The organism is Nocardia sp. NPDC127606, from assembly GCF_042671725.1.
In the GTDB taxonomy this organism is placed as follows: Bacteria; Actinomycetota; Actinomycetes; order Mycobacteriales; family Mycobacteriaceae; genus Nocardia.
In genome coordinates this window covers 604,511-624,476 of sequence record NZ_JBHXWQ010000001.1, presented here as the reverse complement: position 1 = coordinate 624,476, position 19,966 = coordinate 604,511, and the positions used below count along the sequence as shown (strand labels likewise).

The window sequence follows — 19,966 nt, the reverse complement described above, 5'->3', positions numbered from 1 at the left end:
GCAGCGGCCACCGCGTGCAGCGGGGCCTGGAGGCGGCGGTGACCGGGGCGATCACCGCACCGGTCAGCGGTGCAGGTGCACGGCGAGTCCCTGACCGACGCCGACACACAGGGTCGCGATGGCGTGGCGGGCATCGCGTTCGACGAGTTCGAGTGCGGCGGTGAGCGCGAGCCGGGCACCGCTGGCCCCGAGCGGATGCCCCAGCGCGATCGCGCCGCCGTGGGGATTGACGTGCTCGGCGTCATCGGGCAGGCCGAGCCCACGCAACACCGCCAGCGCCTGCGCGGCGAAGGCTTCGTTGAGTTCGACCACGTCGATCTCGTCGATACCCAGACCTGTTCGGGCGAGCAGCTTTTCGACCGCGGGCACCGGACCGATGCCCATCGTCCGCGGCGGCACACCCGCCGCCGCGACCGCCCCGACCCGCGCGAGCGGGACGAGACCGTACCGGCGCACAGCGTCTTCGGAGGCGATCAGCAGCGCGGCGGCACCGTCGTTGATCCCGGAGGAGTTGCCCGCGGTGATCGACCCACCGGGCACGACAGCGCGCAGCGCCGCGAGCGCCTCGGCGCTGGTCTCGCGCGGATGCTCGTCGCGATCGACGACAACCGGTTCGCCGCGACGTTGCGGCACCGGCACCGCGGTGATCTCGCGTGCCGACCTGCCCCGGGCGATCGCCGCCGAGGCCCGCTGCTGCGAACGCAGGGCGAACGCGTCCTGATCGGCGCGCGAGATCCCGTATTCGTCGGCGACATTCTGCGCCGTCTCGGGCATGGTGTCGGTGCCGTAGCGCTCGCGCATCCGGGGATTCACGAACCGCCAGCCCAAGGTGGTGTCGGCCAATTCCGCCGATCGGTCCCACGCCGCACCACTTTTCGGCAGCACATAGGGCGATCTGGTCATCGACTCCACACCACCGGCGATCACCAGATCGGCGTCACCGGCCCGGATCGCCCTGGCCGCGTATCCCACGGCGTCCAGACCCGAGGCGCACAGCCGGTTGACGGTGACGCCCGGCACGGTCACCGGCAACCCGGCCAGCAGCGCCGCCATCCGCGCGACATTGCGATTGTCCTCGCCCGCCTGGTTGACGCACCCGAGCACCACGTCGTCGAGTGCGCCGAAGTCCACGCTCGGCAGTCGCTGCACCAGGGCCGTGATCGCGTGCGCGGCGAGGTCGTCGGGTCGCACCCCGGCCAGCGCGCCCCCGTACCGGCCGAACGGGGTCCGCACGCCGTCGACCAGGTACGCGGTGCCGGTCACAAGCCCATGTCCTTGGCGATGATCATCTTCATCACCTCGCTGGTGCCGCCGTAGATCCGGTTGACCCGGTTGTCGGCGTAGAGGCGGGCCACCGGGTACTCGTTGATGTAGCCGTAGCCGCCGTGCAGTTGCAGGCAACGGTCGATCACCCGCGAGGCCACCTCGGAGCAGAAGAGTTTGGCCGAGGCCGCGTCGGCGGCGGTGAGTTCCTCACGATCGAGGGCCTCGAGCGCCCGGTCCACGACCGCCTCGGCGGCGTCGACCTCGGCCTGGCAGGCGGCCAGTTCGAACTTGGTGTTCTGGAACTGCGCGACCGGCTGGCCGAAAACATGACGGCCCCTGGTGTATTCGAGAGTGAACCGGATCGCCGCCTTGGCCTGGGCGTAGGCGCCGAGCGCGATCGAGAGCCGCTCCTGCGGCAGATTCTGGCCCAGGTAGCTGAACCCCTTGTTCGCCTCCCCCAGCAGGTCCGAGACCGGAACCCGCACGTCGGTGAAGGACAGCTCGGCGGTGTCGGAGACCTTCAGACCCAGCTTGTCCAGCTTGCGTCCCACCGCGTATCCCGGCGACGTCGTATCGACGACGAGCAGCGAGATCCCGTGGCGGCGATCTGTTTCCGACGGCGCAGCGGTGCGCGCGCAGACGATCACCCGGTCGGCGTGCACACCGCCGGTGATGAAGGTCTTGGAACCGTTGAGCACATAGTGTGTGCCGTCCTCGGACAGCTGTGCGGTGGTCCGCATTCCGGCGAGGTCGGAGCCGGTGCCGGGCTCGGTCATCGCGATCGCGAACATGATCTCGCCCGAGACGAACCCCGGCAGCCAGCGCTGCTTCTGTTCTTCGGTCGCGAGGTTCTTCAGGTACGGCAGACACAGGCCCACGTGCACGCCGGAGCCGCCGAAGGACACACCGGCGCGGGTGGTTTCCTCCAGCAGGATCGCCTGGAACTTGAACGATTCGATGCCGGCGCCACCGTATTCCTCGGGCACCTCGATCCCGAACACCCCGAGGTCGGCCAGCTCGGCGTAGAACTCGCGCGGCACGATGCCCGCCTCGTACCACTGGTCGTAGACCGGTGCGACCTTCGCTTCGATGAACGCCCGCACGGTCTTGCGGAATGCTTCGTGCTCGTCGGTGAAAACTGTTCTCTGCATGAGGTTTCTCCGCAATCTAGAGACGGCGTCCGCCGTCGACGTACACGGTCTGTCCGGTGACGAAACCGGCATCCGCGGAGGCGAGGAACGCCACCACGTTCGCGATGTCGGCGGGCACGCCGACTCGCCGCAGCGGAGTGATCTCCGCGGTCTCGGCCTGCAGATCCTCGGCGCTCACACCCATTCGCGCCGCGGTGGCCGCGGTCATCTCGGTGGCGATGAACCCGGGGGCGACGGCGTTGACACGGATCCCGAACGGGCCCAGTTCCATGGCGAGCGTGCGGGTCAGGCCCTGGATGCCCGCCTTGGCCGCCGCGTAGTTGGCCTGGCCGCGATTGCCGAGCGCCGAGACGCTCGACGTGTTGACGATGGCGCCGCCACCGTTGTCCACCATGTGCTTCTGCGCGGCCTTGCTGCACAGGAACGCGCCGCGCAGGTGCACCGCCATGACGGTGTCCCAGTCCTCGACCGACATCTTGAACAGCAGGTTGTCGCGCAGCACGCCCGCGTTGTTCACGAGCACGTCGAGCGAGCCGAGGTCGGCCACGGTGCGCGCGACGGCATCGGCCACCTGCGTCTCGTCGGCGACGTCGCAGCCGAGGCCGATCGCGGTGCCGCCTGCCGCGTTGATCTTCCCGGCGGCCAGCACCGCGGCGTCGGCGTCGAGATCGACGACGGCCACGGCGAATCCGTCGTCGGCCAGGCGGGCGGCGGTCGCCGCGCCGATGCCACGGGCCGCTCCCGTGACGAAGGCAGTTCTGTGGGTCATGGGTGGTACTCCTGTGTCAGACAATGGCGTTCACGCCGGTGAGGGCGCGTCCGATGAGCAGCTTCTGGATCTGGGTGGTGCCCTCGTACAGGGTCAGCACGCGGGCGTCGCGCAGGTACTTGGCGACGGGGTATTCGTCGATGTAGCCGTAGCCACCGAACACCTGGATCGCGTTGTTGGCGGCCGAGACCGCGGCTTCGGAGGCGAACAGCTTCGCCATCGACGCGGCGGTGCCGAAGGCCTGCCCGCGGTCGGCGAGATCGGCCGCACGCCACGCGAGCAGCCGGGCGGCGTCGGTCGCGACGGCGATATCGGACAGCAGCTCCTGGACCAGCTGATAGCCGGCGATCGGCTTGCCGAACTGTTCGCGCTCACCGGCATAACGCACCGCGGCTTCGAGGCAGGCACGGGCCACACCGACGCACCCGGACGCGACCCCGATGCGGCCCTTGTCGAGCGCGGACATCGCGATCCGGAAGCCCTGCCCCTCCTCGCCGAGGCGCAGCGCGTCGGGCACCCGGACGCGATCGAGGACGAATTCGGCGGTGGCCTGGCCGCGCAGCCCGAGCTTGCCCTTGATCTCGGTCCGGCCGAAGCCCGGCGCGGCCGTCGGCACCACGAACGCGGTGACGCCCTTGGGGCCGGGCCCGCCGGTCCGCGCGAACACCAGCGCGTGATCGGCCCAGGTCCCGTTGGTGATGAAGATCTTGGCGCCGGACAGCACCCAGTCCGCCCCGTCGCGGACGGCGCGGGTGTCCAGGTTCGCCGCGTCGGAGCCGGTGCCGGGCTCGGTCAGCGCGAAGCAGCCGAGCTGTTCGCCCGCGCAGATCCCCGGCAGGAATCGCCGCTTCTGCTCCTCGGTGCCGTAGGCGGCGATCGACTTGCCGAACAGCCCGAGCGAGACCGACACGATGCCGCGCACCGCGCTGTCACCGCGTCCGAGCTCCTCGAGCAGCAGGCAGTAGTCGAAGGTGTCGCCGCCGCAGCCACCGTATTCCTCGGCGATCCCGATGCCGAGGAAACCGAGAGCGCCGAGTTTGCCGACGATCGCCGGGTCCACCGATTCGTCGCGATCCCACTGCGCGGCGTTGGGCACGACTTCCTTGTCCACCCACGTACGGGCGAGTTCACACAGGTCGGACTGCGCGGGGGTGAGCTGGAAATCCACGGAACCACTCCTGAACCAAACGGCGTTAGGTTTACTCGGGCACCGTATCCTAACGCTGTTCGGTTAATCAAGAGTCGTTTTCGGCATCGGTGATACCGTTCGATTCCCGACGAGAGAGGGAGTACCGCATGGCTAGGCCGCGCGTTCCGCTGTTGAGTCGCGAGCGCATTCGCGACGCCGCGCTGGTCCTGATCGACCGCGACGGACTCGCCGAAGTCTCCATGCGCAAATTGGGCGCCGAACTCGGCGTGCAGGCCGCCTCGCTCTACGGCCACTACCCGAACAAGGACGACCTGTTCGACGACATCGCCACCGGCATCATGAGCCTGGTCGACACCTCGGCCTTCGACACCATGAGCTGGGATCGCGCACTCGCGGACTGGGCGCGCAGCTATCGCGGCGCACTGGCCACCCACCCGAACTTCGTGCCGTACCTGGCCACCGGCCCGGGCCGCCGAGCCGAGAACCTGCGCGCCGCCGACGCCGTCCACGGCGGTCTGGTCGGCGCGGGCTGGCCACCGCGTTACGCCACCATGATCGGCGCGGCCACCCGCTACCTGGTCATGGGTTCGACAGTGGGCTCGTTCGCCGGCGGCTTCGCCGATGACGTGCAGGTCTACCGCGACCGCTACCCGCACCTGAATCAGGCACACCTGCTGCGGGCGATCGCCGACGAAATCGACGACGACAGTTTCGAATTGGCGCTCACCGCGTTCATCGCCGGCCTCGCCGCCACCTACGCGACAGTCGTCACCGCGGACTGAGCGTGCCCACACACAACAAAACCGGTGGCGCCTACGCGATCGCTCCCATGCGCCACCGGTTCTGTTGTCGGTCCCCCCGTCTGAGGGGTTCGCCTACATCGAGGCGATCAGCCGGTCGACGCGCTCGTCGACCGATCGGAACGGATCCTTGCACAGCACCGTGCGCTGCGCCTGATCGTTCAGCTTGAGGTGCACCCAGTCGACAGTGAAGTCACGGCCGGCTTCCTGCGCGGCGGTGATGAAGTCACCGCGCAGCTTGGCGCGCGTCGTCTGCGGCGGGGTGTCCACGGCGGCGTCGACGGCGTCGTCCTCAGTGATCCGCTTGGCCAGACCCTTGCGCTGGAGCAGGTCGAAGACCCCGCGTCCGCGCTTGATGTCGTGGTAGGCCAGATCCAGCTGGGCGATCTTGGGATCCGACATCTCCATGCTGTAGCGGTCCTGGTAGCGCTGGAACAGCTTGCGCTTGATCACCCAGTCGATCTCGGTGTCGACCTTGGCGAAGTCCTGCGCCTCGACCGCGTCGAGGGTACGACCCCACAGGTCCACCACCGCGTCGACCTGCGGATCGCGATCGCGGTTGCGCAGGTGCTCGACGGCGCGGGCGTAGTACTCGCGCTGGATTTCCAGGGCACTGGCCTGGCGGCCGCCCGCCAGGCGCACGGGACGGCGACCGGTGAGATCGTGGCTGACCTCGCGAATGGCCCGTATCGGGTTGTCGAGCGCGAAATCGCGGAACGACACCCCTGCCTCGATCATCTCCAGCACCAGCGAGGCGGTACCGACCTTGAGCATCGTGGTCGGTTCGGCCATATTGGAGTCGCCGACGATCACGTGCAGGCGCCGGTACTTCTCGGCGTCGGCGTGCGGCTCGTCGCGGGTGTTGATGATCGGGCGCGAGCGGGTGGTCGCCGAGGAGACGCCCTCCCAGATGTGCTCGGCGCGCTGCGACAGGCAGAACGTGGCCGCCTTCGGCGTCTGCAGCACCTTGCCCGCGCCACAGATGAGCTGGCGGGTGACCAGGAACGGGAGCAGCACATCCGAGATCCGGGAGAACTCGCCCGCCCGGACCACGAGGAAGTTCTCGTGGCAGCCGTAGGAGTTGCCCGCGGAGTCGGTGTTGTTCTTGAACAGGTAGATGTCGCCGCCGATGCCTTCCTCGGCGAGGCGCTGTTCGGCGTCTATGAGCAGGTCCTCCAGCACCCGCTCGCCGGCCCGGTCGTGGGTGACCAACTGCACCAGGCTGTCGCATTCGGCGGTGGCGTACTCGGGATGCGATCCGACGTCGAGGTACAACCTGGCACCGTTGCGAAGGAAGACATTGGAGCTACGGCCCCAGGACACCACCCGGCGGAACAAGTACCGGGCTACCTCGTCGGGGGACAGCCGACGGTGACCGTGGAAGGTGCATGTCACACCGAACTCGGTCTCGATCCCCATGATTCGTCGCTGCACACTATCGACACTACAGCCATGACCAGTGCCCGCGCGGCGCTCCTGACATCCCATTCGCATACGTGTTCACAACGATTCGGACAGCGAACGACCGCCGCGCACACGACGAGATCGGGCCTGCGAACCGGTGTGATTCGCAGGCCCGATCATGATCGTGACGGTGGGTTACTTCCCCGCGTCGTCGTCGGGTTCGGGCAGCTTCGCCTCTTTCACGGCTTTCGGCTTCGACGCGGCGAGCGCCGACTCCAAGGCGGGGCCCTGCAGCCTGCGGAACGCCCGGCGGGGCCGCTGCTGCTCGAGCGTGGCCACCTCGAGGGAGGCCTCGCCGAGCGACCGCTTGTCCTTGTCGGCCTCGGGCTGACCGGCCAGCAGTGCGCCGATCGCCACCTTCAACGCGTCGTCCAGGGACAGACCCGGCTTGTAGGTGGCTTTGAGCTGGGTCAGGATCGGCTCGGTGGTGCCGCCCATGACGACGTACTCGCGTTCGTCGACGATGGACCCGTCGAAGGTGATCCGATACAGCACCGAGGTCGGTGACTGTTCCGGATAGCCCACCTCGGCGACGCAGATCTCCACCTCGTAGGGCTTGAGCTGATCGGTGAAGATCGACCCGAGGGTCTGCGCGTACAGGTTGGCCAGCCCACGCCCGGTGACATCGCGCCGGTCGTACTGGTAACCCTTGAGGTCGGCCTGCAGGATGCCGCCGCGGCGCAGTGCCTCGAACTCGTTGTACTTGCCGACCGCCGAGAATCCGATGCGGTCGTAGAGCTCGCTGACCTTGTGCAACGTCGCCGAGGGGTTCTCGGCGACGAACAGCACACCGTCGGCGTAGACCAGCACGATCACGCTGCGACCGCGGCCGATGCCCTTGCGGGCGAGCTCGGTCTTGTCGCGCATGATCTGCTCGGCCGAGGCGTAATACGGCAGCGTCATAGGACGGCGCCCCCTTCTTCCGCGGCTTCCCGGTCGGCGATCACACCGCGGGCGATCTCGGCGAGACGATCCTCACCGATCTCGTCCGCACCGTCGGCGTCGATCACCACCGCTGTCGGGTAGATCCCGCGCAGCATGTCGGGACCGCCGGTGGCGGTGTCGTCGTCGGCGGCGTCGAACAGTGATTCCACCGCGATCCGCAGCGCCCGGTCCTGGTCGATGCCGCGCTGGTAGAGCTTCTTCAGCGACGACTTCGCGAACGTCGAACCGGAGCCGACGGCGGTGTAGCCGAACCGCTCCTCGCTACGCCCGCCGACCACGTCGTAGGACACGATGCGGCCGGACCGGTCGAGGTCGAGGATCTGGTCGTCGAACCCGACCAGCAGCGGGATCGCGGCCAGGCCCTGCATGGCGGCAGGCAGGTTGTCGCGAACCATCTTCGACAGCTTGTTGGCTTTACCGTCGAAGGTGAGCGGCACGCCTTCGATCTTCTCGTAGTACTCCAGCTCCACGGCGAACAGCCGCACCATCTCGATCGCGATGCCCGCGGTACCGGCGATACCCGCGGCCGAGAAGGTGTCGGTGATGTACACCTTCTCCGTGTCGCGGCTGGCGAGCAGGTTGCCCATGGTGGCCCTGCGGTCGCCCGCGATCAGCACACCGCCACGGTAGGTGACCGCGACGATGGTGGTGCCGTGCGGCGCCAGATCCTTCGTCGCGGTCAGATCCGAGACCGGAAACCTGTTGGCGGGCAACAGGTCCGGGGCATGCATGCGGAGATGTTCGGTGAACGAGGAGAGAGCCCGCCCCGCGTGGAGGCGCAAGGGGTCACCTGGGGTCACTGGCCGCCCTTCTGCACATATGCCCGCACGAAGTCTTCGGCGTTCTCTTCGAGCACGTCATCGATTTCATCGAGCAAGTCGTCGGTTTCCTCCGCGAGCTTCTCGCGGCGTTCCTGCCCTGCCGCGTCTACGCCCTCGGGGCCCTCGTCCTCGTCGCCACCCCCGGCGCGCTTGGTCTGCTCTTGTGCCATGGCAGCCGACCTCCTCTTCCTCATCACGATGATCGTGTGTGTCCCACAACCCTACCGAGCGGATCCGACAAGGTGGTCGATAGCGATCGGATTGTCGCGCAGTCGACCCCTTCGATCGCGTCAGTGGGTGAGCTGCTCGACCAGTTCCGCGGCCGTGCGCGAGGCATCGAGCAGCCTGCCGACGTGCGCTTTCGTGCCCCGGCGCGGTTCCAGCGTCGGAATCCGGACCAGCGAATCGCCACCGAGATCGAAGATCACCGAATCCCAACTGGCGGCGGCGATATCGGCCCCGAAGCGACGCAGGCACTCACCGCGGAAGTAGGCGCGGGTGTCGGTGGGCGGGTTGGTCATCGCGTCGAGCACCTGCTGTTCGCTGACGAGCCGCTGCATCGACCCGCGGGCCACCAGGCGGTTGTAGAGCCCCTTGTCCAGGCGAACGTCGGAGTACTGCAGGTCCATCAGGTGCAGTTTGGGCGCGGCCCAGCCCAGGCCTTCTCGGGTGCGCATGCCCTCGAGCAGCCGCAGTTTGGCCGGCCAGTCGAGCAGGTGCGCAGCGTCCATCGGATCGCGCTCGAGCAGGTCGAGGACCATCGCCCACTTGTCGATGATGTCGAGCACGCGCGGGTCCTCGTTGGCTTCGCGCTGGACGAACTTGGCGACGCGCTCGTGGTAGAGCCGTTGCAGCGCAAGGCCGGTCAGCTCGCGCCCGTCGGCCAGCGCGACGGTGGCGCGCAGCGTCGGGTCGTGGCTGATCTGGTGCACGGCGGTGACCGGGCGGGCCAGCTGGAACTCCGAGAGGTCCTCGCCCGCCTCGATCATGTCGAGCACCAGCGCGGTGGTGCCGACCTTGAGGTAGGTCGACATCTCGGCGAGGTTGGCGTCACCGATGATCACGTGCAGCCGCCGGTACTTGTCGGCGTCGGCGTGCGGCTCGTCGCGGGTGTTGATGATGCCGCGCTTGAGCGTGGTCTCGAGGCCGACCTCGACCTCGATGTAGTCGGCACGCTGGGACAGCTGGAAACCGGCGTGGTCACCCGATTGACCGATGCCGACCCGGCCCGCGCCACAGATCACCTGGCGGGAGACGAAGAACGGGGTCAGGCCGGCGATGATGTGACTGAACGGGGTGTCGCGGCTCATCAGGTAGTTCTCGTGGGTGCCGTAGGACGCGCCCTTGCCGTCGACATTGTTCTTGTACAGCTGCAGCCGGGGCGCCCCTGGCACGCTCGACGCGTGCCGGGCGGCCGCCTCCATCACCCGCTCGCCCGCTTTGTCCCAGATCACCGCGTCGAGCGGATCGACGACCTCGGGGGCGGAGTACTCCGGGTGGGCGTGGTCGACGTAGAGCCGGGCGCCGTTGGTGAGGATCATGTTGGCCGCGCCGACCTCGTCGGCGTCGATGACCGGGGCGGGCCCACTCATCCGGCTGAGATCGAAACCACGCGCGTCACGCAGCGGGGATTCCACCTCGTAGTCCCAGCGGGTGCGCTTGGCTCGCGGCACTCCCGCGGCGGCGGCATAGGCGAGAACGGCCTGCGTGGAGGTGAGGATCGGGTTGGCCGTCGGCTCCGTAGGGGTCGAGATGCCGTATTCGACCTCGATTCCGATGATGCGCTGCATACCGTCGAGCCTAGGCGACGCGCTGTACCCGCACCCGCATCTCGGCCCAGCGGGGCTGCTGGAGGCCGGCAACGTCCCCCAAGAGGGGGACCCGGAATCGTTCTCGTGAGCGATCCGCCGGGCCGCTCACGCGCTGATACTCGGTGCATGACCGATGCCGTCGCACCCACCACCGAAGCGCCCGTCGCGCCCCGTCCCGCTCGCATGATCGCGCTGGATGTGCTGCGCGGCATCGCGATCCTGGGCACCCTCGGCACCAATATCTGGATCTTCACCAACCCGGCGGGCATGGTCGGCTACCTCGACGAGCTCGCCACGGCCCCCGAGAACGCCTGGATGTGGTCCGAGCGGGTACTCCAGCAGCTCGCGCAGGGCAAGTTCCTCGGCCTGCTGACGGTGATGTTCGGGATCGGCCTGGCCATCCAGCAGGGTTCGGCGCAGCGGGGAGGTCGGCCATGGCCCGGCAAATACCCGTATCGCGCGGGGCTGCTGTTCCTCGACGGTGTGCTCAACTTCCTGTTCGTCGCGGAGTTCGATGTCCTGATGGGCTACGCGGTGACCGGTCTCGTCGTCGCCTACATACTCGCGACAACCGAACGAGCACAACGCCGTTGGCTGATCATCGCCGCGTCGGTCCACGTGACGATGATGACGTTGATCGCCGCCGCGTTGGCCTTCGCGCCACAGCAGGACAGCGCCGACTCGGCACCACTGGACCCGAATCCCTACGCGGACGGCTCCTTCTGGGATCTGGTGCTGTTCCGCCTCGACCATGCGCTGATCTTCCGGCTGGAGCCGATCTTCGTGTTCCCGATGTCGATCGCCCTGTTCCTGCTCGGCGCGCGACTGTTCCGAGCGGGCGTCTTCCGACCCGAGGGCGCGCGCATGCGACGGCGGCTCATGGTGATCGGGTTCGCGGTCGCCGCGCCGCTGGATCTGACGCTGGGCATCGCGGGCGGCGGCGACTTCATCTTCGTCGCCCGGTACGCGACGGCACCGTTCGTCGCCCTCGGAATCTTGGCCGCGGTCGCGGAGTTCTATCTGCGCAGGCCACGCCTCGGGTTCGCGGGCACACGACTGAGCGAAGTCGGCCGTACCGCGCTCAGCTGCTACATCCTGCAGAACCTGATCGCCGGAATCCTCTGCTATGGCTGGGGTTTCGGCCTGGCGGCGCGGGTATCGGATTCGGCCAGGGTGCCGTTCACGGTGGCGATCTACCTGGCCGTGGCCGTCGCGATCATCATCTTCGCGCACCTGTGGTTGCGGCGTTTCGAGCGCGGTCCCGTGGAGTGGCTGTGGAATCGAACCTATCGCGCGCTGGCCGGGTGAGTCAGCGCAGCCGCTCGTCGGGCGGCGGGGCCGCGTCCGGCGCGATGAGTAGGTCAGCGATGAGCGAATCCCGTTGCAGCGGAACGCCGAGACTACGCGCATTGCCCTCGAACAGCGACAGCACCGACTCGGTCAGAATGCCCTGCACCTGCTCGCTGGTCAGCACCGGCTCCGATTCCGCACGCCAACTCGCCACCACGCCGTCGACGAGGCCGACCATACCGAACGCCATCGGCCGCCCACGCGCCGGATCGATACCGAAGCGGGCCAGGGTGGCCGCGAAGATGTCGGCGAGCTGTCCACCCACCGCGCGGCCGGCGCCGCTCAGGCTCGGCGCACCCTGCGGTGCGGCGTCGCCGAGGAAGCGGTGCAGGTTCGGGTGGCGCTCGATCCAGCCGAGGTAGGTGCCGATAGCGCCGCGCACGGCTTCTTTGAGGGTGCCTTCGGACTGCAGGGCGGGCAGCAACTCCGCGAGCAGCAGTTCCAGGATGCGCTGCCGCGAGAGCGCGTCGAGCTCGGCCCGGCCGCCGACATGGCGGTAGACCACCGGCCGCGGCAGTGCCAGATGCTCGGCGATCAGCTGTACCGAGATCTCGAGACCGTGTTCCTCGATCACCTCGATGGCGGCGTCGATCATCTCCGCGCGACGGCGCTCTTTGTGCCCGTGCCAGCGGGTGGCGCGACCGTCGGCGGCGGTCTGATCGGCGTGCGCGGATGGTGCAGTCACAGTGCTAACGATACCCGGACCGGCATTGACCGTGACACCACGTTCCACTAACCTTGGTGATACACGCTGTAACACCTAGCGTGGCACGTTCCGCCGAGAGTGAGCCCGCGATGCGCAACGCTACCGCCTCCCCGCGCGATTCCTTCGCCCAGCGCCTGCTGATCGGCTCGCTGCGAAGAACCTACGACCCGGTGGTCGACATCGCCTGGGCCGAACCCCTCGACCCGGCGAAGCTGTTCCTGCCACCGCGGGTCATCTCGCTCTACGGGACCGATCTGTGGGAGGCGATGACGCCCGACCAGCAGCGGGAACTCTCGCGCCAGGAACTGGCCAATGTGCTCTCGGTCGGCATCTGGTTCGAGAACCTGCTCAACCGGCTGCTGCTGCGCGAGCTGCTGCGCGGCGACCCCACGTCCGCGACCTCGCACTACACGCTCACCGAGATGGCCGACGAGTGCAGGCACATGATGATGTTCGGCAAACTCATCGAGCGCGTCGAGGCCCGACCGTACTGGCCGCGGCCGGCGGCGCGGCTCGCGATCACCGCGCTCCCCGCCGTGCTGCACGGCCCGATGGTGTGGGTGGCGGCCCTGGTCGGTGAGGAGATCTTCGACGCGCTGCAGCGACGGATGCTCGACGATCCGCAGTTGCAGCCGATCGTCGCGCGCGCCATGCGCATCCACGTCACCGAGGAGGCGCGCCACATCGGCTTCGCCAGGGACGCGCTGGCGCGGCGCGTGCCGGCGATGTCGGCGGGCGAGCGGGCCTATATCCGCCTGTGTGTGGCGGTGGCCGGACCCCTGTTCGTGTCACTGATCACCAACCGGCACATGTACATTCGCGCCGGACTCGACGGTCGACAGGCACGCGGTGCGGCGCTTCGCAATCCGATCGCGCGGGAATCCAGGGCGACCGGGGCCGCGGAGCTGGTGACGTTCCTGGGTCAGCACGGACTGATCGGGTCGGCCGGACGCCGGCGGTGGCGGGCGGTGGGTCTGCTGTGAGCGTCGCTGTCATCGGGACCGAATCCCGGGCGATCGTGCGGCGGCTGCGGGCGGCCGGTATCACCGAAGTGAACGTCTACGAACCGGTTTCAGCAGGCGAACCGTCGCGATCTCGGGTCGGCAGACCGCGCCGGACACCATGGACGACACCGCACAGATGGCTGTCTCGCGAGAGTCGACCGGTCCCCCGGCGCCTGGTCGATGTCAGCGAACTCGTTTTCGACGAGAACGAGGACCACTGGCTGATCCACCTGGTCGGGGACGAGCCCGCCCAGGCGAGGGTCGTGATTCTGACCGCCGACACCACCCGTCGACTCCGCGCGAGCTCCGCAACCGACACCGCAGACCGTCCCTTCGGCGCCGTGCTCGAGGAGGTCCGACTGCCGGTCACGGGACGCGAGGCCCGCACACTCGACGCGGCGTGGTCGCGCACCCCGGTCACCTTTCGCGGGATCGCGACCCATGGCTTCCCGAACCTGTTCTTCGCCGGCGGTACCGAACCCGCGGTCCAGGAACCGACGGTCGCCCAATCGGTCCGAGTCGATCTCATCGCCACCTGGGTCCGCGCTCTGCGGCGGCAATCGGGCACCCGGATCGAAGTGCGGGCCAGCACCCAGCACGAATACCACCGTCGGCTCGACCTGACGCCGAGCACGCGTCGCCCGGGCAGCCCGAAACCCCACCATTTCGATATCACCGTCGCCGCCGACCGGCACTCGGATCACGACTACGCCGGACCGGCCGTCCTGGATCTCCCCGGCGCCGAATATCGCGTCATCGCCACCCTCACCGGCCACACCGACCCGATCGACGGCCGCTACCACTGGTACGGGCGCCTCGATCCCACCGAGACCACCGCACTCCCCGAACCGACGCGAGCATCCGCGTTCCTCGTCTTGCCGGGCCGCGAACCCGCGGCGGCGAACCTCACCGAACGCGACCCGTGGGGCAATCTCCGCGTCACCGGCATCGGCACCCCGCCTTTCGCGCTCCAGGCGTAGCAGCGACGCCCGCGCACAGCACCGCCACTGTCCACCGTCGGTATGCTCGGTGACATGCAGACACGGGCGATGGTGATGGCGTACGCGGTTCTCGCGTGCGTGCTGCCCGCCTTCGTGCTCATCTCCACACCGGGCGGCGAGGCCACACGCATGCTCGCGTTCGGTGCTGTCGCCGCCGCGATGGTGTGTGCGCTGGTCGCGGTCACCAGCCGCAGCCACCTGCCTGTTCGGGTCGCGTGCGCGGGTCCGCCACGGTCGGCACAGCGCCGCTTGCGCGGTTCCTTTCTGCGCCAGAGCAATCCCGATGCCGCCGGTCGTCCACGTCCACGAGCTCCGGGGATCGATCACCGCTGACAGGTGCCGCGCCGTCGGCGCCGCCTGTCGGATTTCGTGATCCCACTCCCCCTTTCGTGCGTTCGCGCACGCTTCACGGACAGGTCGTCCCGTCATGCTCGATTTCGTCTATTTTCCCGTGTCCGCGGTCCTGTGGTGCTGGCACCAGCTCTTCGCGATCCCGCTCGGCGCGGCCAGTGGTCTCGCCTGGCTTCTCGCCGTCGTCGCGCTGGTCGTCACCGTCCGCGCGTTGCTCGTGCGCACCGCGCTGCGGCAGGCCCGCTCCCAGCGAGTCCTGCGTTCGCTGCAACCCCAGATGGACGCCATTCGCCGCACCCACCGCGACGATCCGCGCGCCCAGGCCGAGAAGATCCGGCTGCTCCAGCGCGAGCACAACGTCAGCATGTTCGCCGGGTTCGTACCGCTGATCGCGCAGGGGCTGGTCTTCCTCGGTCTGTTCCACGTCTTGCGCTCGTTCGACCGGACCGGCGCCTACGCGGTCGGCCCGTTCACCTCGACGGACAGCCCGCTGTCGGTCGAGGTGAACAACGCGACCGCCAACTACCTGTTCGGCGCACCCGAGGTCCGCGCGTTCCTCGACGCCAGATTGTTCGGCGCACCGCTGTCGGCGACCCTGTCCGGCGCGGGTGAAGTTGTCGTCGCGGTCGCCGCGCTCGCCATCCCGCTGGTACTGATCGCCGCCCTCGCCACGCACTTCACGGCCCGGCTCACCCCGGCGGTCGGCGACAACAGCACAGCCGCGATCATGCGCACCTTGTCGCTGTGGGTGTTCCCGGCGGGTGCGCTCGTCAGCGGCGCCATCCTGCCTGTCGTCGTGCTCACCTATTTCGCCACCAACGCCCTGTGGACCTGCGGCCAGCAGTATCTGATCCAGCGCACCCTCGCCGCCGAGGAATCGGCGAAGAAGGCGCTGGTCACCACGGCAGCCAGAGCCGCCGCTCCGCGACCGGGGGTGAAGCCCCAGCGCCGGAAACGGTGAATCACGGGCCGAGATGCGGGGACCGTGATGCCCCGCACTCGCGGCCGATGACCGCGCGCCGGTCAGCGCTCCCGGCGGATACCCTCGGGCAGTGTCAGCGAATCCGGAAGACGAACTGCTCGCCGTCTACGACGCCGAGGGGCTGGTGATCGGCGAGGCCGATCGGGGCACCGTGTACCGCGAGGGCCTGTGGCACGCGAGCGCGGGCGTTCTCGTGCGATCGTCCGACGGAACCCGCGTGTACGTCCACCGGCGCACCGACACCAAACTCGTCTTCGCGGGCATGCACGACTGCCTCGCGGGCGGGGTGGTCGACGCGGGTGAGACACCGTCCGACACCGCGATCCGCGAACTCCGCGAGGAGCTCGGCATCGTCGTCCCCGTCGGCACGGTACTTCCGTTGCGCGCCACCGCGTCCTGGGACGGTGAGTGGGCGGGGCGCGCCTTGCGTTGCCACCTGTTCGGTTACGAGTACCGCTCCGACGGTCCGTTCGTCCACCAGCCGTCCGAGATCGCGGACGGCTGGTGGTGGACCGATGCCGAACTGCGTGCGCACCTGCGTGATCCGGCATGGCCGTTCGTTCCCGACACGCGGGCAGTCCTGGACGGCCTGCTCATCGGCGACGACGGCTCGCGACCCTGACTCAGTCGAGCGCGCGCAGCGATTGCTCGTCGCGCGCCACCACCGCACCGCCGTCGGCGGTGAGCACGATGGGCCGCTGGATCAGCTTCGGATGCTGCGCCAGAGCATTCAGCCACCGGTCCCGATCCGCCTCGGTGCGCCCCCATTGCGCCATTCCGAGATCCTTGGCGATCTGCTCGCCGGTGCGGGTGATCTCCCACGGCTGCGCACCCAGCCGCGTGAGCACCGCCCGCAGCTCCTCGACGGTCGGCGGATCATCGAGGTAGCGGCGCACGGTGTACTCCACGCCGGCCGCGTCGAGGTGCGCGGTGGCGTTGCGGCTCTTCGTGCAGCGTGGGTTGTGCCAGATCTCGGTCTGCCCGGATGTCATCTTCGCAGCGTAGGTCACCCGCACTGCGGGCACGCTCGCACGTGGCGATACTGGGACCATGAGCGATTCCGCGTCTCCCGAAAACCCTTACGGCACACCGACGACCACCGGCCCCGAGCCGATCCGCTCCTTTCAGTCCCCGCTCAATACCGTCATCCGCGGCCTGCTGAAGGTGCCGGTGCTGTCCGGCATCGTCGGCAAACGACTGGCCACCCTGCATGTCGTCGGCCGCAAATCCGGTGCCGTCTACGACGTCCCGGTGGCCTACACCGTGCACGGCGGCGACTTGCTGATCGGCACGGCGCTGCGGCCGTGGGTGAAGAATCTCCAGGGCGGCGCGCAGGTGCGCCTGTCACGTGGCGGCGCACCCGAAACCTTCACCGCCACCGTGTACACCGACGAACAACACGTCCTGGAGCTGTTCGCGGTGATCGCGCGCGACAACAAGCAGAACGCGAAGTTCAACGGCATCGGCTACCTCCCCGACGGCGAACCGTCCAAGGCCGACATCTACCAGACCTGGCAGCAGGGCGGTGTGGTCATCGGCCTGACTCCGCGCTGAACGCACGGCGACGGTCCATCGGCCGTGCGATGGACCGTCGCGCGTGGGTGACTACTTACCGCCTTCGGTCGGGGTGACCTGCGTGGGCTGGTAGTTCGCGCCCGTCACGTCCACGCCCGCGGCCTTCAACCGGTCGAGCGCCTTGGTGACGTACTCGCTGGTGTAGGCGTCGGCATCGGGGTCTTTGGTGAGAACCGTCGCGCCTTCGGCGTTCTTGGTGTTCTTGGCGATCGTCACTGTGCGGTCCCATGCGGACTTGTCGATGGTGCCGATGCCCGCGGGTGAGGGCCAGATCAGCTTGTTCACCTCGTTGATCTGCCACTGCTGGTGCCCGGCGCCGAGCGTGGCGCCCGCGGCGACGGTGATGTCGCGGCACTTGTCGAGGTTGTCGCGGCAGAACGCCCAGCCCTGGAGCGAGGCGGTCAGGAACTTCACTGTCTGATCCTGGTACTCGCTGTCCTTCAGCTTCTCGGTGTTGGCCCACAGCGCGTCCTGCAGCATGGCCACACCTTCGTCGTTCCAGTCGATGGTGTTGAAATCGTCTGCGGTGTAGAGCTTTCCGGTGGCCGGGTTCTCGGTTTCGAGCAGCTGGGCGTACTCGTTGTAGGACATGGCCTGGGCGGCGGCGATGTCCTTGGCGAGGAAGGCGTTCATGTCGAACTGCTGCTGGACCAGTTTCACGTCCTTGGCCGGATCTATGCCTGCCTTGGTCATCCCGGCGAAGAGCTCGAATTCGTTGCCGTAGCCCCAGTTTCCGACGGTCTTGCCGCGCAGCGCGGCGGGCCCGGCGATGTTCTCGGACTTGAACGAGACCTGTTTGGTGCCCGATTTCTGGAAGATCTGGGCGATCTCGGTGATCCCGGCACCCGCCTCCCGCGATGCGAGGGCCTTGGGCACCCAGGCGACCGCGTAGTCGGCCTGGCCCTGGGCGAGCACCGTCTGCGGCACGATGTCGGTGCCTCCGTCGAGGATCTCCACCGACAGGCCCTGTTCCTTGTAGAACCCCTGGTCCACCGCGGCCAGGTAGCCCGCGAACTGCCCCTGTTTGAACCATTGCAGCTGCAGGGTCACCTTGGTGAGGCCGTCGGCGGTGGTCTCGGAGCCGCTGTCGGTGGTACTACAGCCGGTCAACGCGGCGGCGGCCACGGCGGCCAGCGCCACCGCGGTACGCAACCGGAGTGCGGTCTTGGTCATGGAGATCTCCCTCATCGGATCGTGGACAGCAGTGGGGTTCGGGGTCGGCGGGTGAGTTGTTCGAGCAGCAGCACAGCGGCCAGGAACACCAGGCCCACGCACATCGCACCGACGACGTAGGCCCAGGCCCGCGGATAGGCGGTGTTGGCGGCGGCGGAGGTGATCCGGCTGCCGAGTCCGTTCTGCAGGCCGCCGAAGTATTCGGCGATGATGGCCGCGATGACCGCGCCGGGTGCGGCGATCCGCAGTCCGGTGAACAGGTGCGGCAGTGCGGCGGGCAAGCGCACGGTGCGGGTGATCTGCCACCCCGACGCGGCGTAGGAGGTCATCAGGTCGGCCTGCACCTTCGGCACCTGCCGCAGTCCGCGTGCGGTGCTGACGAAGACCGGGAAGAACACGACGATGGTGACGACGAGCCGTCGCGGCGTCTCGGTGGTCGTGGAGTACATCGAGTTCAGCAGTGGTGCCAGCGCCACGATCGGTACCGCGGCGGCCGCCGCGGCCAACGGTGTGAGCAGCCCGTCGATCAGCTGGAACCGCACCGCGAGTACGGCGGCGGTCAGGCCCAGGATCGTGCCCGCGACGAAGCCGATCAGCGCGTTCGCGCCAGTGGCGAGGGAGGCATCCAGGATGCGGCCCGCGTTCTCGGCGAACTGAGCGGCTATCGCGCTCGGTGCCGGCAGCAGGAACGACGGCACGCCGGCCACCACGGTGAGCACCTGCCACAACGCCAGGACGACGACACCCACCACCAGCGGTGGCAGCCAGGTCTTCATCGCAGATCCTGTCCGGCCGCGGCCGTCTCGTCGTGCTCGCCGCGCAGTGCCGCGCGCACCGCGGCGACGGCGGCGAAGAACTCGCCGGAGGCACGAACATCGGTGCCCGCCTCGCGATCCCAGCCGCCGGTCGCCACGACGTCACTGATCCGGCCCGGCCGTGCGGACAGCACCACCACCCGGTCCGACAGGTACACCGCCTCCGGAATCGAGTGGGTGACGAACACGACGGCGGCGCCGGTCTCCCCCGCGATGCGCAGCAACTCGCCCTGCATGTGTTCCCTGGTCATCTCGTCGAGCGCACCGAACGGTTCGTCCATCAGCAGCAGCGACGGTTTGCGCGCCAGCGCGCGGGCGATCGCGACGCGCTGTTGCATGCCGCCGGACAGTTCGGCCGGATACCGGTCGGCGAACTCGCTGAGCCCGGCCATGGCGAGCAGTTCGGCACTGCGTGCCTTGCGCTGCGCCTTCGACACCTTGTGCAATTCCAGGGGCAGTTCGACATTGGCTGCGACCGTGCGCCAGTCGAGCAGACCGGCCTGCTGGAACGCGATGCCGTAGTCCTGGTCGATCCGTGCCTGTCGCGCGGGCTTGCCGTGCACGGTGACAGTGCCGCTGCTGGGTGTCTCGAGGTCGGCGACGATCCGCAGCAGGGTGGACTTGCCGCAGCCGGAAGGTCCGATGAGCGAGACGAATTCGCCCGCCGCGACGGTGAGCGAGACATCCGACAGTGCCGTCACCGCACCGGCGGCGAAGGTCTTGCCGAGGCGGCTCAGCTCGACCGCAGCCGAGACCGGCGGCACCGGGCTGCCGGGTTCGGCGGCTGAGGTGGTCATGGGTACTTCTTCCTGGAACGTTGTCGTGGAGAGTG

The 19,966-nt window shown here is 68.4% G+C and carries 22 protein-coding genes; 8 read left to right on the top strand and 14 right to left on the bottom strand.

Going from position 1 to position 19,966, the window contains the following annotated elements:
- Positions 1-63 precede the first annotated feature (63 nt).
- From pcaF to ACFVJ5_RS02900, 4 genes are read right to left on the bottom strand one after another with little or no spacing between them, the layout of a single operon-like run.
- The gene (gene pcaF / locus ACFVJ5_RS02915) at positions 64-1,263 is read right to left on the bottom strand and encodes a 3-oxoadipyl-CoA thiolase (protein ID WP_379218204.1); all 1,200 of its coding nucleotides are present in this window, start codon (positions 1,261-1,263) and stop codon (positions 64-66) included.
- Entirely contained in the window at positions 1,260-2,417 is a 1,158-nt protein-coding gene (locus ACFVJ5_RS02910; RefSeq protein WP_379218203.1) for an acyl-CoA dehydrogenase family protein, read from the bottom strand. Before ACFVJ5_RS02910 ends, pcaF begins: the two co-directional genes overlap by 4 nt.
- A gap of 16 nt (positions 2,418-2,433) precedes the next feature.
- Positions 2,434-3,186 carry a 3-oxoacyl-ACP reductase FabG gene (gene fabG / locus ACFVJ5_RS02905; RefSeq protein ID WP_379218202.1) on the bottom strand — a complete coding sequence of 251 codons (753 nt, stop codon included), beginning with the start codon at positions 3,184-3,186 and terminating at the stop codon, positions 2,434-2,436.
- 16 nt (positions 3,187-3,202) lie between these two features.
- On the bottom strand, positions 3,203-4,354 hold the full coding sequence (locus ACFVJ5_RS02900; RefSeq protein ID WP_379218201.1) for an acyl-CoA dehydrogenase family protein: 1,152 nt from the start codon (positions 4,352-4,354) through the stop codon (positions 3,203-3,205).
- Between the two features lie 128 nt (positions 4,355-4,482).
- On the opposite strand from ACFVJ5_RS02900, the gene ACFVJ5_RS02895 reads away from it, so the two are divergent.
- Complete coding sequence (locus tag ACFVJ5_RS02895; RefSeq protein ID WP_379218200.1) at positions 4,483-5,118, top strand: TetR/AcrR family transcriptional regulator; 636 nt, start codon at positions 4,483-4,485, stop codon at positions 5,116-5,118.
- A 93-nt stretch (positions 5,119-5,211) separates the two neighbouring features.
- On the opposite strand, the gene pafA is transcribed toward ACFVJ5_RS02895, so the two are convergent.
- From pafA to dop, 5 genes are all read right to left on the bottom strand, one after another.
- Positions 5,212-6,570, bottom strand: coding sequence for a Pup--protein ligase (gene pafA, locus ACFVJ5_RS02890; RefSeq protein ID WP_194824832.1), 1,359 nt, complete (start codon positions 6,568-6,570; stop codon positions 5,212-5,214).
- A gap of 165 nt (positions 6,571-6,735) precedes the next feature.
- Positions 6,736-7,503 (bottom strand): proteasome subunit alpha, encoded by a 768-nt coding sequence (prcA, locus tag ACFVJ5_RS02885; RefSeq protein WP_379218199.1) that lies wholly within the window; start codon positions 7,501-7,503, stop codon positions 6,736-6,738.
- Complete coding sequence (gene prcB, locus ACFVJ5_RS02880) at positions 7,500-8,345, bottom strand: proteasome subunit beta (protein ID WP_378627456.1); 846 nt, start codon at positions 8,343-8,345, stop codon at positions 7,500-7,502. Before prcB ends, prcA begins: the two co-directional genes overlap by 4 nt.
- Entirely contained in the window at positions 8,342-8,536 is a 195-nt protein-coding gene (locus tag ACFVJ5_RS02875) for a ubiquitin-like protein Pup (RefSeq protein ID WP_019047503.1), read from the bottom strand. Before ACFVJ5_RS02875 ends, prcB begins: the two co-directional genes overlap by 4 nt.
- A 120-nt stretch (positions 8,537-8,656) precedes the next feature.
- Positions 8,657-10,156, bottom strand: a complete 1,500-nt coding sequence (gene dop, locus ACFVJ5_RS02870; RefSeq protein WP_378988087.1) for a depupylase/deamidase Dop — start codon at positions 10,154-10,156, stop codon at positions 8,657-8,659.
- Between the two features lie 147 nt (positions 10,157-10,303).
- Here dop and ACFVJ5_RS02865 point away from each other — a divergent pair, with 147 nt between their 5' ends.
- Positions 10,304-11,485, top strand: a complete 1,182-nt coding sequence (locus tag ACFVJ5_RS02865; RefSeq protein WP_379218198.1) for a DUF418 domain-containing protein — start codon at positions 10,304-10,306, stop codon at positions 11,483-11,485.
- Between the two features lies 1 nt (position 11,486).
- Here ACFVJ5_RS02865 and ACFVJ5_RS02860 read toward each other — a convergent pair whose 3' ends face one another.
- Positions 11,487-12,212, bottom strand: a complete 726-nt coding sequence (locus ACFVJ5_RS02860) for a TetR/AcrR family transcriptional regulator (protein WP_378627451.1) — start codon at positions 12,210-12,212, stop codon at positions 11,487-11,489.
- Positions 12,213-12,322: 110 nt separating this feature from the next.
- On the opposite strand from ACFVJ5_RS02860, the gene ACFVJ5_RS02855 reads away from it, so the two are divergent.
- The 5 genes from ACFVJ5_RS02855 to ACFVJ5_RS02835 all read left to right on the top strand — a co-directional run bounded on the left by ACFVJ5_RS02855 (position 12,323) and on the right by ACFVJ5_RS02835 (position 16,193).
- Positions 12,323-13,216, top strand: coding sequence for a diiron oxygenase (locus tag ACFVJ5_RS02855; protein WP_379218197.1), 894 nt, complete (start codon positions 12,323-12,325; stop codon positions 13,214-13,216).
- Entirely contained in the window at positions 13,213-14,217 is a 1,005-nt protein-coding gene (locus ACFVJ5_RS02850; protein WP_379218196.1) for a DUF4873 domain-containing protein, read from the top strand. The genes ACFVJ5_RS02855 and ACFVJ5_RS02850 overlap by 4 nt, the downstream gene beginning before the upstream one ends.
- Before the next feature lie 54 nt (positions 14,218-14,271).
- On the top strand, positions 14,272-14,571 hold the full coding sequence (locus ACFVJ5_RS02845) for a DUF6412 domain-containing protein (protein WP_379218195.1): 300 nt from the start codon (positions 14,272-14,274) through the stop codon (positions 14,569-14,571).
- Between the two features lie 94 nt (positions 14,572-14,665).
- On the top strand, positions 14,666-15,550 hold the full coding sequence (gene yidC, locus ACFVJ5_RS02840; RefSeq protein ID WP_379218194.1) for a membrane protein insertase YidC: 885 nt from the start codon (positions 14,666-14,668) through the stop codon (positions 15,548-15,550).
- Between the two features lie 91 nt (positions 15,551-15,641).
- Positions 15,642-16,193, top strand: coding sequence for an NUDIX domain-containing protein (locus ACFVJ5_RS02835; protein ID WP_379218193.1), 552 nt, complete (start codon positions 15,642-15,644; stop codon positions 16,191-16,193).
- Position 16,194: 1 nt separating this feature from the next.
- Here the strand turns inward: ACFVJ5_RS02835 and ACFVJ5_RS02830 are convergent, their stop codons facing one another.
- Entirely contained in the window at positions 16,195-16,563 is a 369-nt protein-coding gene (locus ACFVJ5_RS02830) for an arsenate reductase family protein (RefSeq protein ID WP_379218192.1), read from the bottom strand.
- Between the two features lie 58 nt (positions 16,564-16,621).
- Between ACFVJ5_RS02830 and ACFVJ5_RS02825 the strand changes: the two genes are divergently transcribed.
- On the top strand, positions 16,622-17,125 hold the full coding sequence (locus tag ACFVJ5_RS02825; RefSeq protein WP_379218191.1) for a nitroreductase/quinone reductase family protein: 504 nt from the start codon (positions 16,622-16,624) through the stop codon (positions 17,123-17,125).
- Between the two features lie 51 nt (positions 17,126-17,176).
- On the opposite strand, the gene ACFVJ5_RS02820 is transcribed toward ACFVJ5_RS02825, so the two are convergent.
- From ACFVJ5_RS02820 to ACFVJ5_RS02810, 3 genes are read right to left on the bottom strand one after another with little or no spacing between them, the layout of a single operon-like run.
- Positions 17,177-18,319, bottom strand: a complete 1,143-nt coding sequence (locus ACFVJ5_RS02820) for an ABC transporter substrate-binding protein (RefSeq protein WP_379218190.1) — start codon at positions 18,317-18,319, stop codon at positions 17,177-17,179.
- An 11-nt stretch (positions 18,320-18,330) separates the two neighbouring features.
- Positions 18,331-19,095, bottom strand: a complete 765-nt coding sequence (locus tag ACFVJ5_RS02815; RefSeq protein ID WP_379218189.1) for an ABC transporter permease — start codon at positions 19,093-19,095, stop codon at positions 18,331-18,333.
- Complete coding sequence (locus ACFVJ5_RS02810; RefSeq protein ID WP_379218188.1) at positions 19,092-19,931, bottom strand: ABC transporter ATP-binding protein; 840 nt, start codon at positions 19,929-19,931, stop codon at positions 19,092-19,094. The genes ACFVJ5_RS02815 and ACFVJ5_RS02810 overlap by 4 nt, the downstream gene beginning before the upstream one ends.
- Positions 19,932-19,966: the final 35 nt, after the last annotated feature.

What these genes read in the sequence shown, in the direction of transcription:
- ACFVJ5_RS02910 (WP_379218203.1), bottom strand. Translation starts at nt 2,417, where the DNA reads ATGCAGAGAACAGTTTTCACCGACGAGCACGAAGCATTCCGCAAGACC.
- fabG (WP_379218202.1), bottom strand. Translation starts at nt 3,186, where the DNA reads ATGACCCACAGAACTGCCTTCGTCACGGGAGCGGCCCGTGGCATCGGC.
- ACFVJ5_RS02895 (WP_379218200.1), top strand. Translation starts at nt 4,483, where the DNA reads ATGGCTAGGCCGCGCGTTCCGCTGTTGAGTCGCGAGCGCATTCGCGAC.
- prcA (WP_379218199.1), bottom strand. Translation starts at nt 7,503, where the DNA reads ATGACGCTGCCGTATTACGCCTCGGCCGAGCAGATCATGCGCGACAAG.
- ACFVJ5_RS02875 (WP_019047503.1), bottom strand. Translation starts at nt 8,536, where the DNA reads ATGGCACAAGAGCAGACCAAGCGCGCCGGGGGTGGCGACGAGGACGAG.
- dop (WP_378988087.1), bottom strand. Translation starts at nt 10,156, where the DNA reads ATGCAGCGCATCATCGGAATCGAGGTCGAATACGGCATCTCGACCCCT.
- ACFVJ5_RS02865 (WP_379218198.1), top strand. Translation starts at nt 10,304, where the DNA reads ATGACCGATGCCGTCGCACCCACCACCGAAGCGCCCGTCGCGCCCCGT.
- ACFVJ5_RS02855 (WP_379218197.1), top strand. Translation starts at nt 12,323, where the DNA reads ATGCGCAACGCTACCGCCTCCCCGCGCGATTCCTTCGCCCAGCGCCTG.
- ACFVJ5_RS02845 (WP_379218195.1), top strand. Translation starts at nt 14,272, where the DNA reads ATGCAGACACGGGCGATGGTGATGGCGTACGCGGTTCTCGCGTGCGTG.
- yidC (WP_379218194.1), top strand. Translation starts at nt 14,666, where the DNA reads ATGCTCGATTTCGTCTATTTTCCCGTGTCCGCGGTCCTGTGGTGCTGG.
- ACFVJ5_RS02830 (WP_379218192.1), bottom strand. Translation starts at nt 16,563, where the DNA reads ATGACATCCGGGCAGACCGAGATCTGGCACAACCCACGCTGCACGAAG.
- ACFVJ5_RS02825 (WP_379218191.1), top strand. Translation starts at nt 16,622, where the DNA reads ATGAGCGATTCCGCGTCTCCCGAAAACCCTTACGGCACACCGACGACC.
- ACFVJ5_RS02820 (WP_379218190.1), bottom strand. Translation starts at nt 18,319, where the DNA reads ATGACCAAGACCGCACTCCGGTTGCGTACCGCGGTGGCGCTGGCCGCC.
- ACFVJ5_RS02815 (WP_379218189.1), bottom strand. Translation starts at nt 19,095, where the DNA reads ATGAAGACCTGGCTGCCACCGCTGGTGGTGGGTGTCGTCGTCCTGGCG.
- ACFVJ5_RS02810 (WP_379218188.1), bottom strand. Translation starts at nt 19,931, where the DNA reads ATGACCACCTCAGCCGCCGAACCCGGCAGCCCGGTGCCGCCGGTCTCG.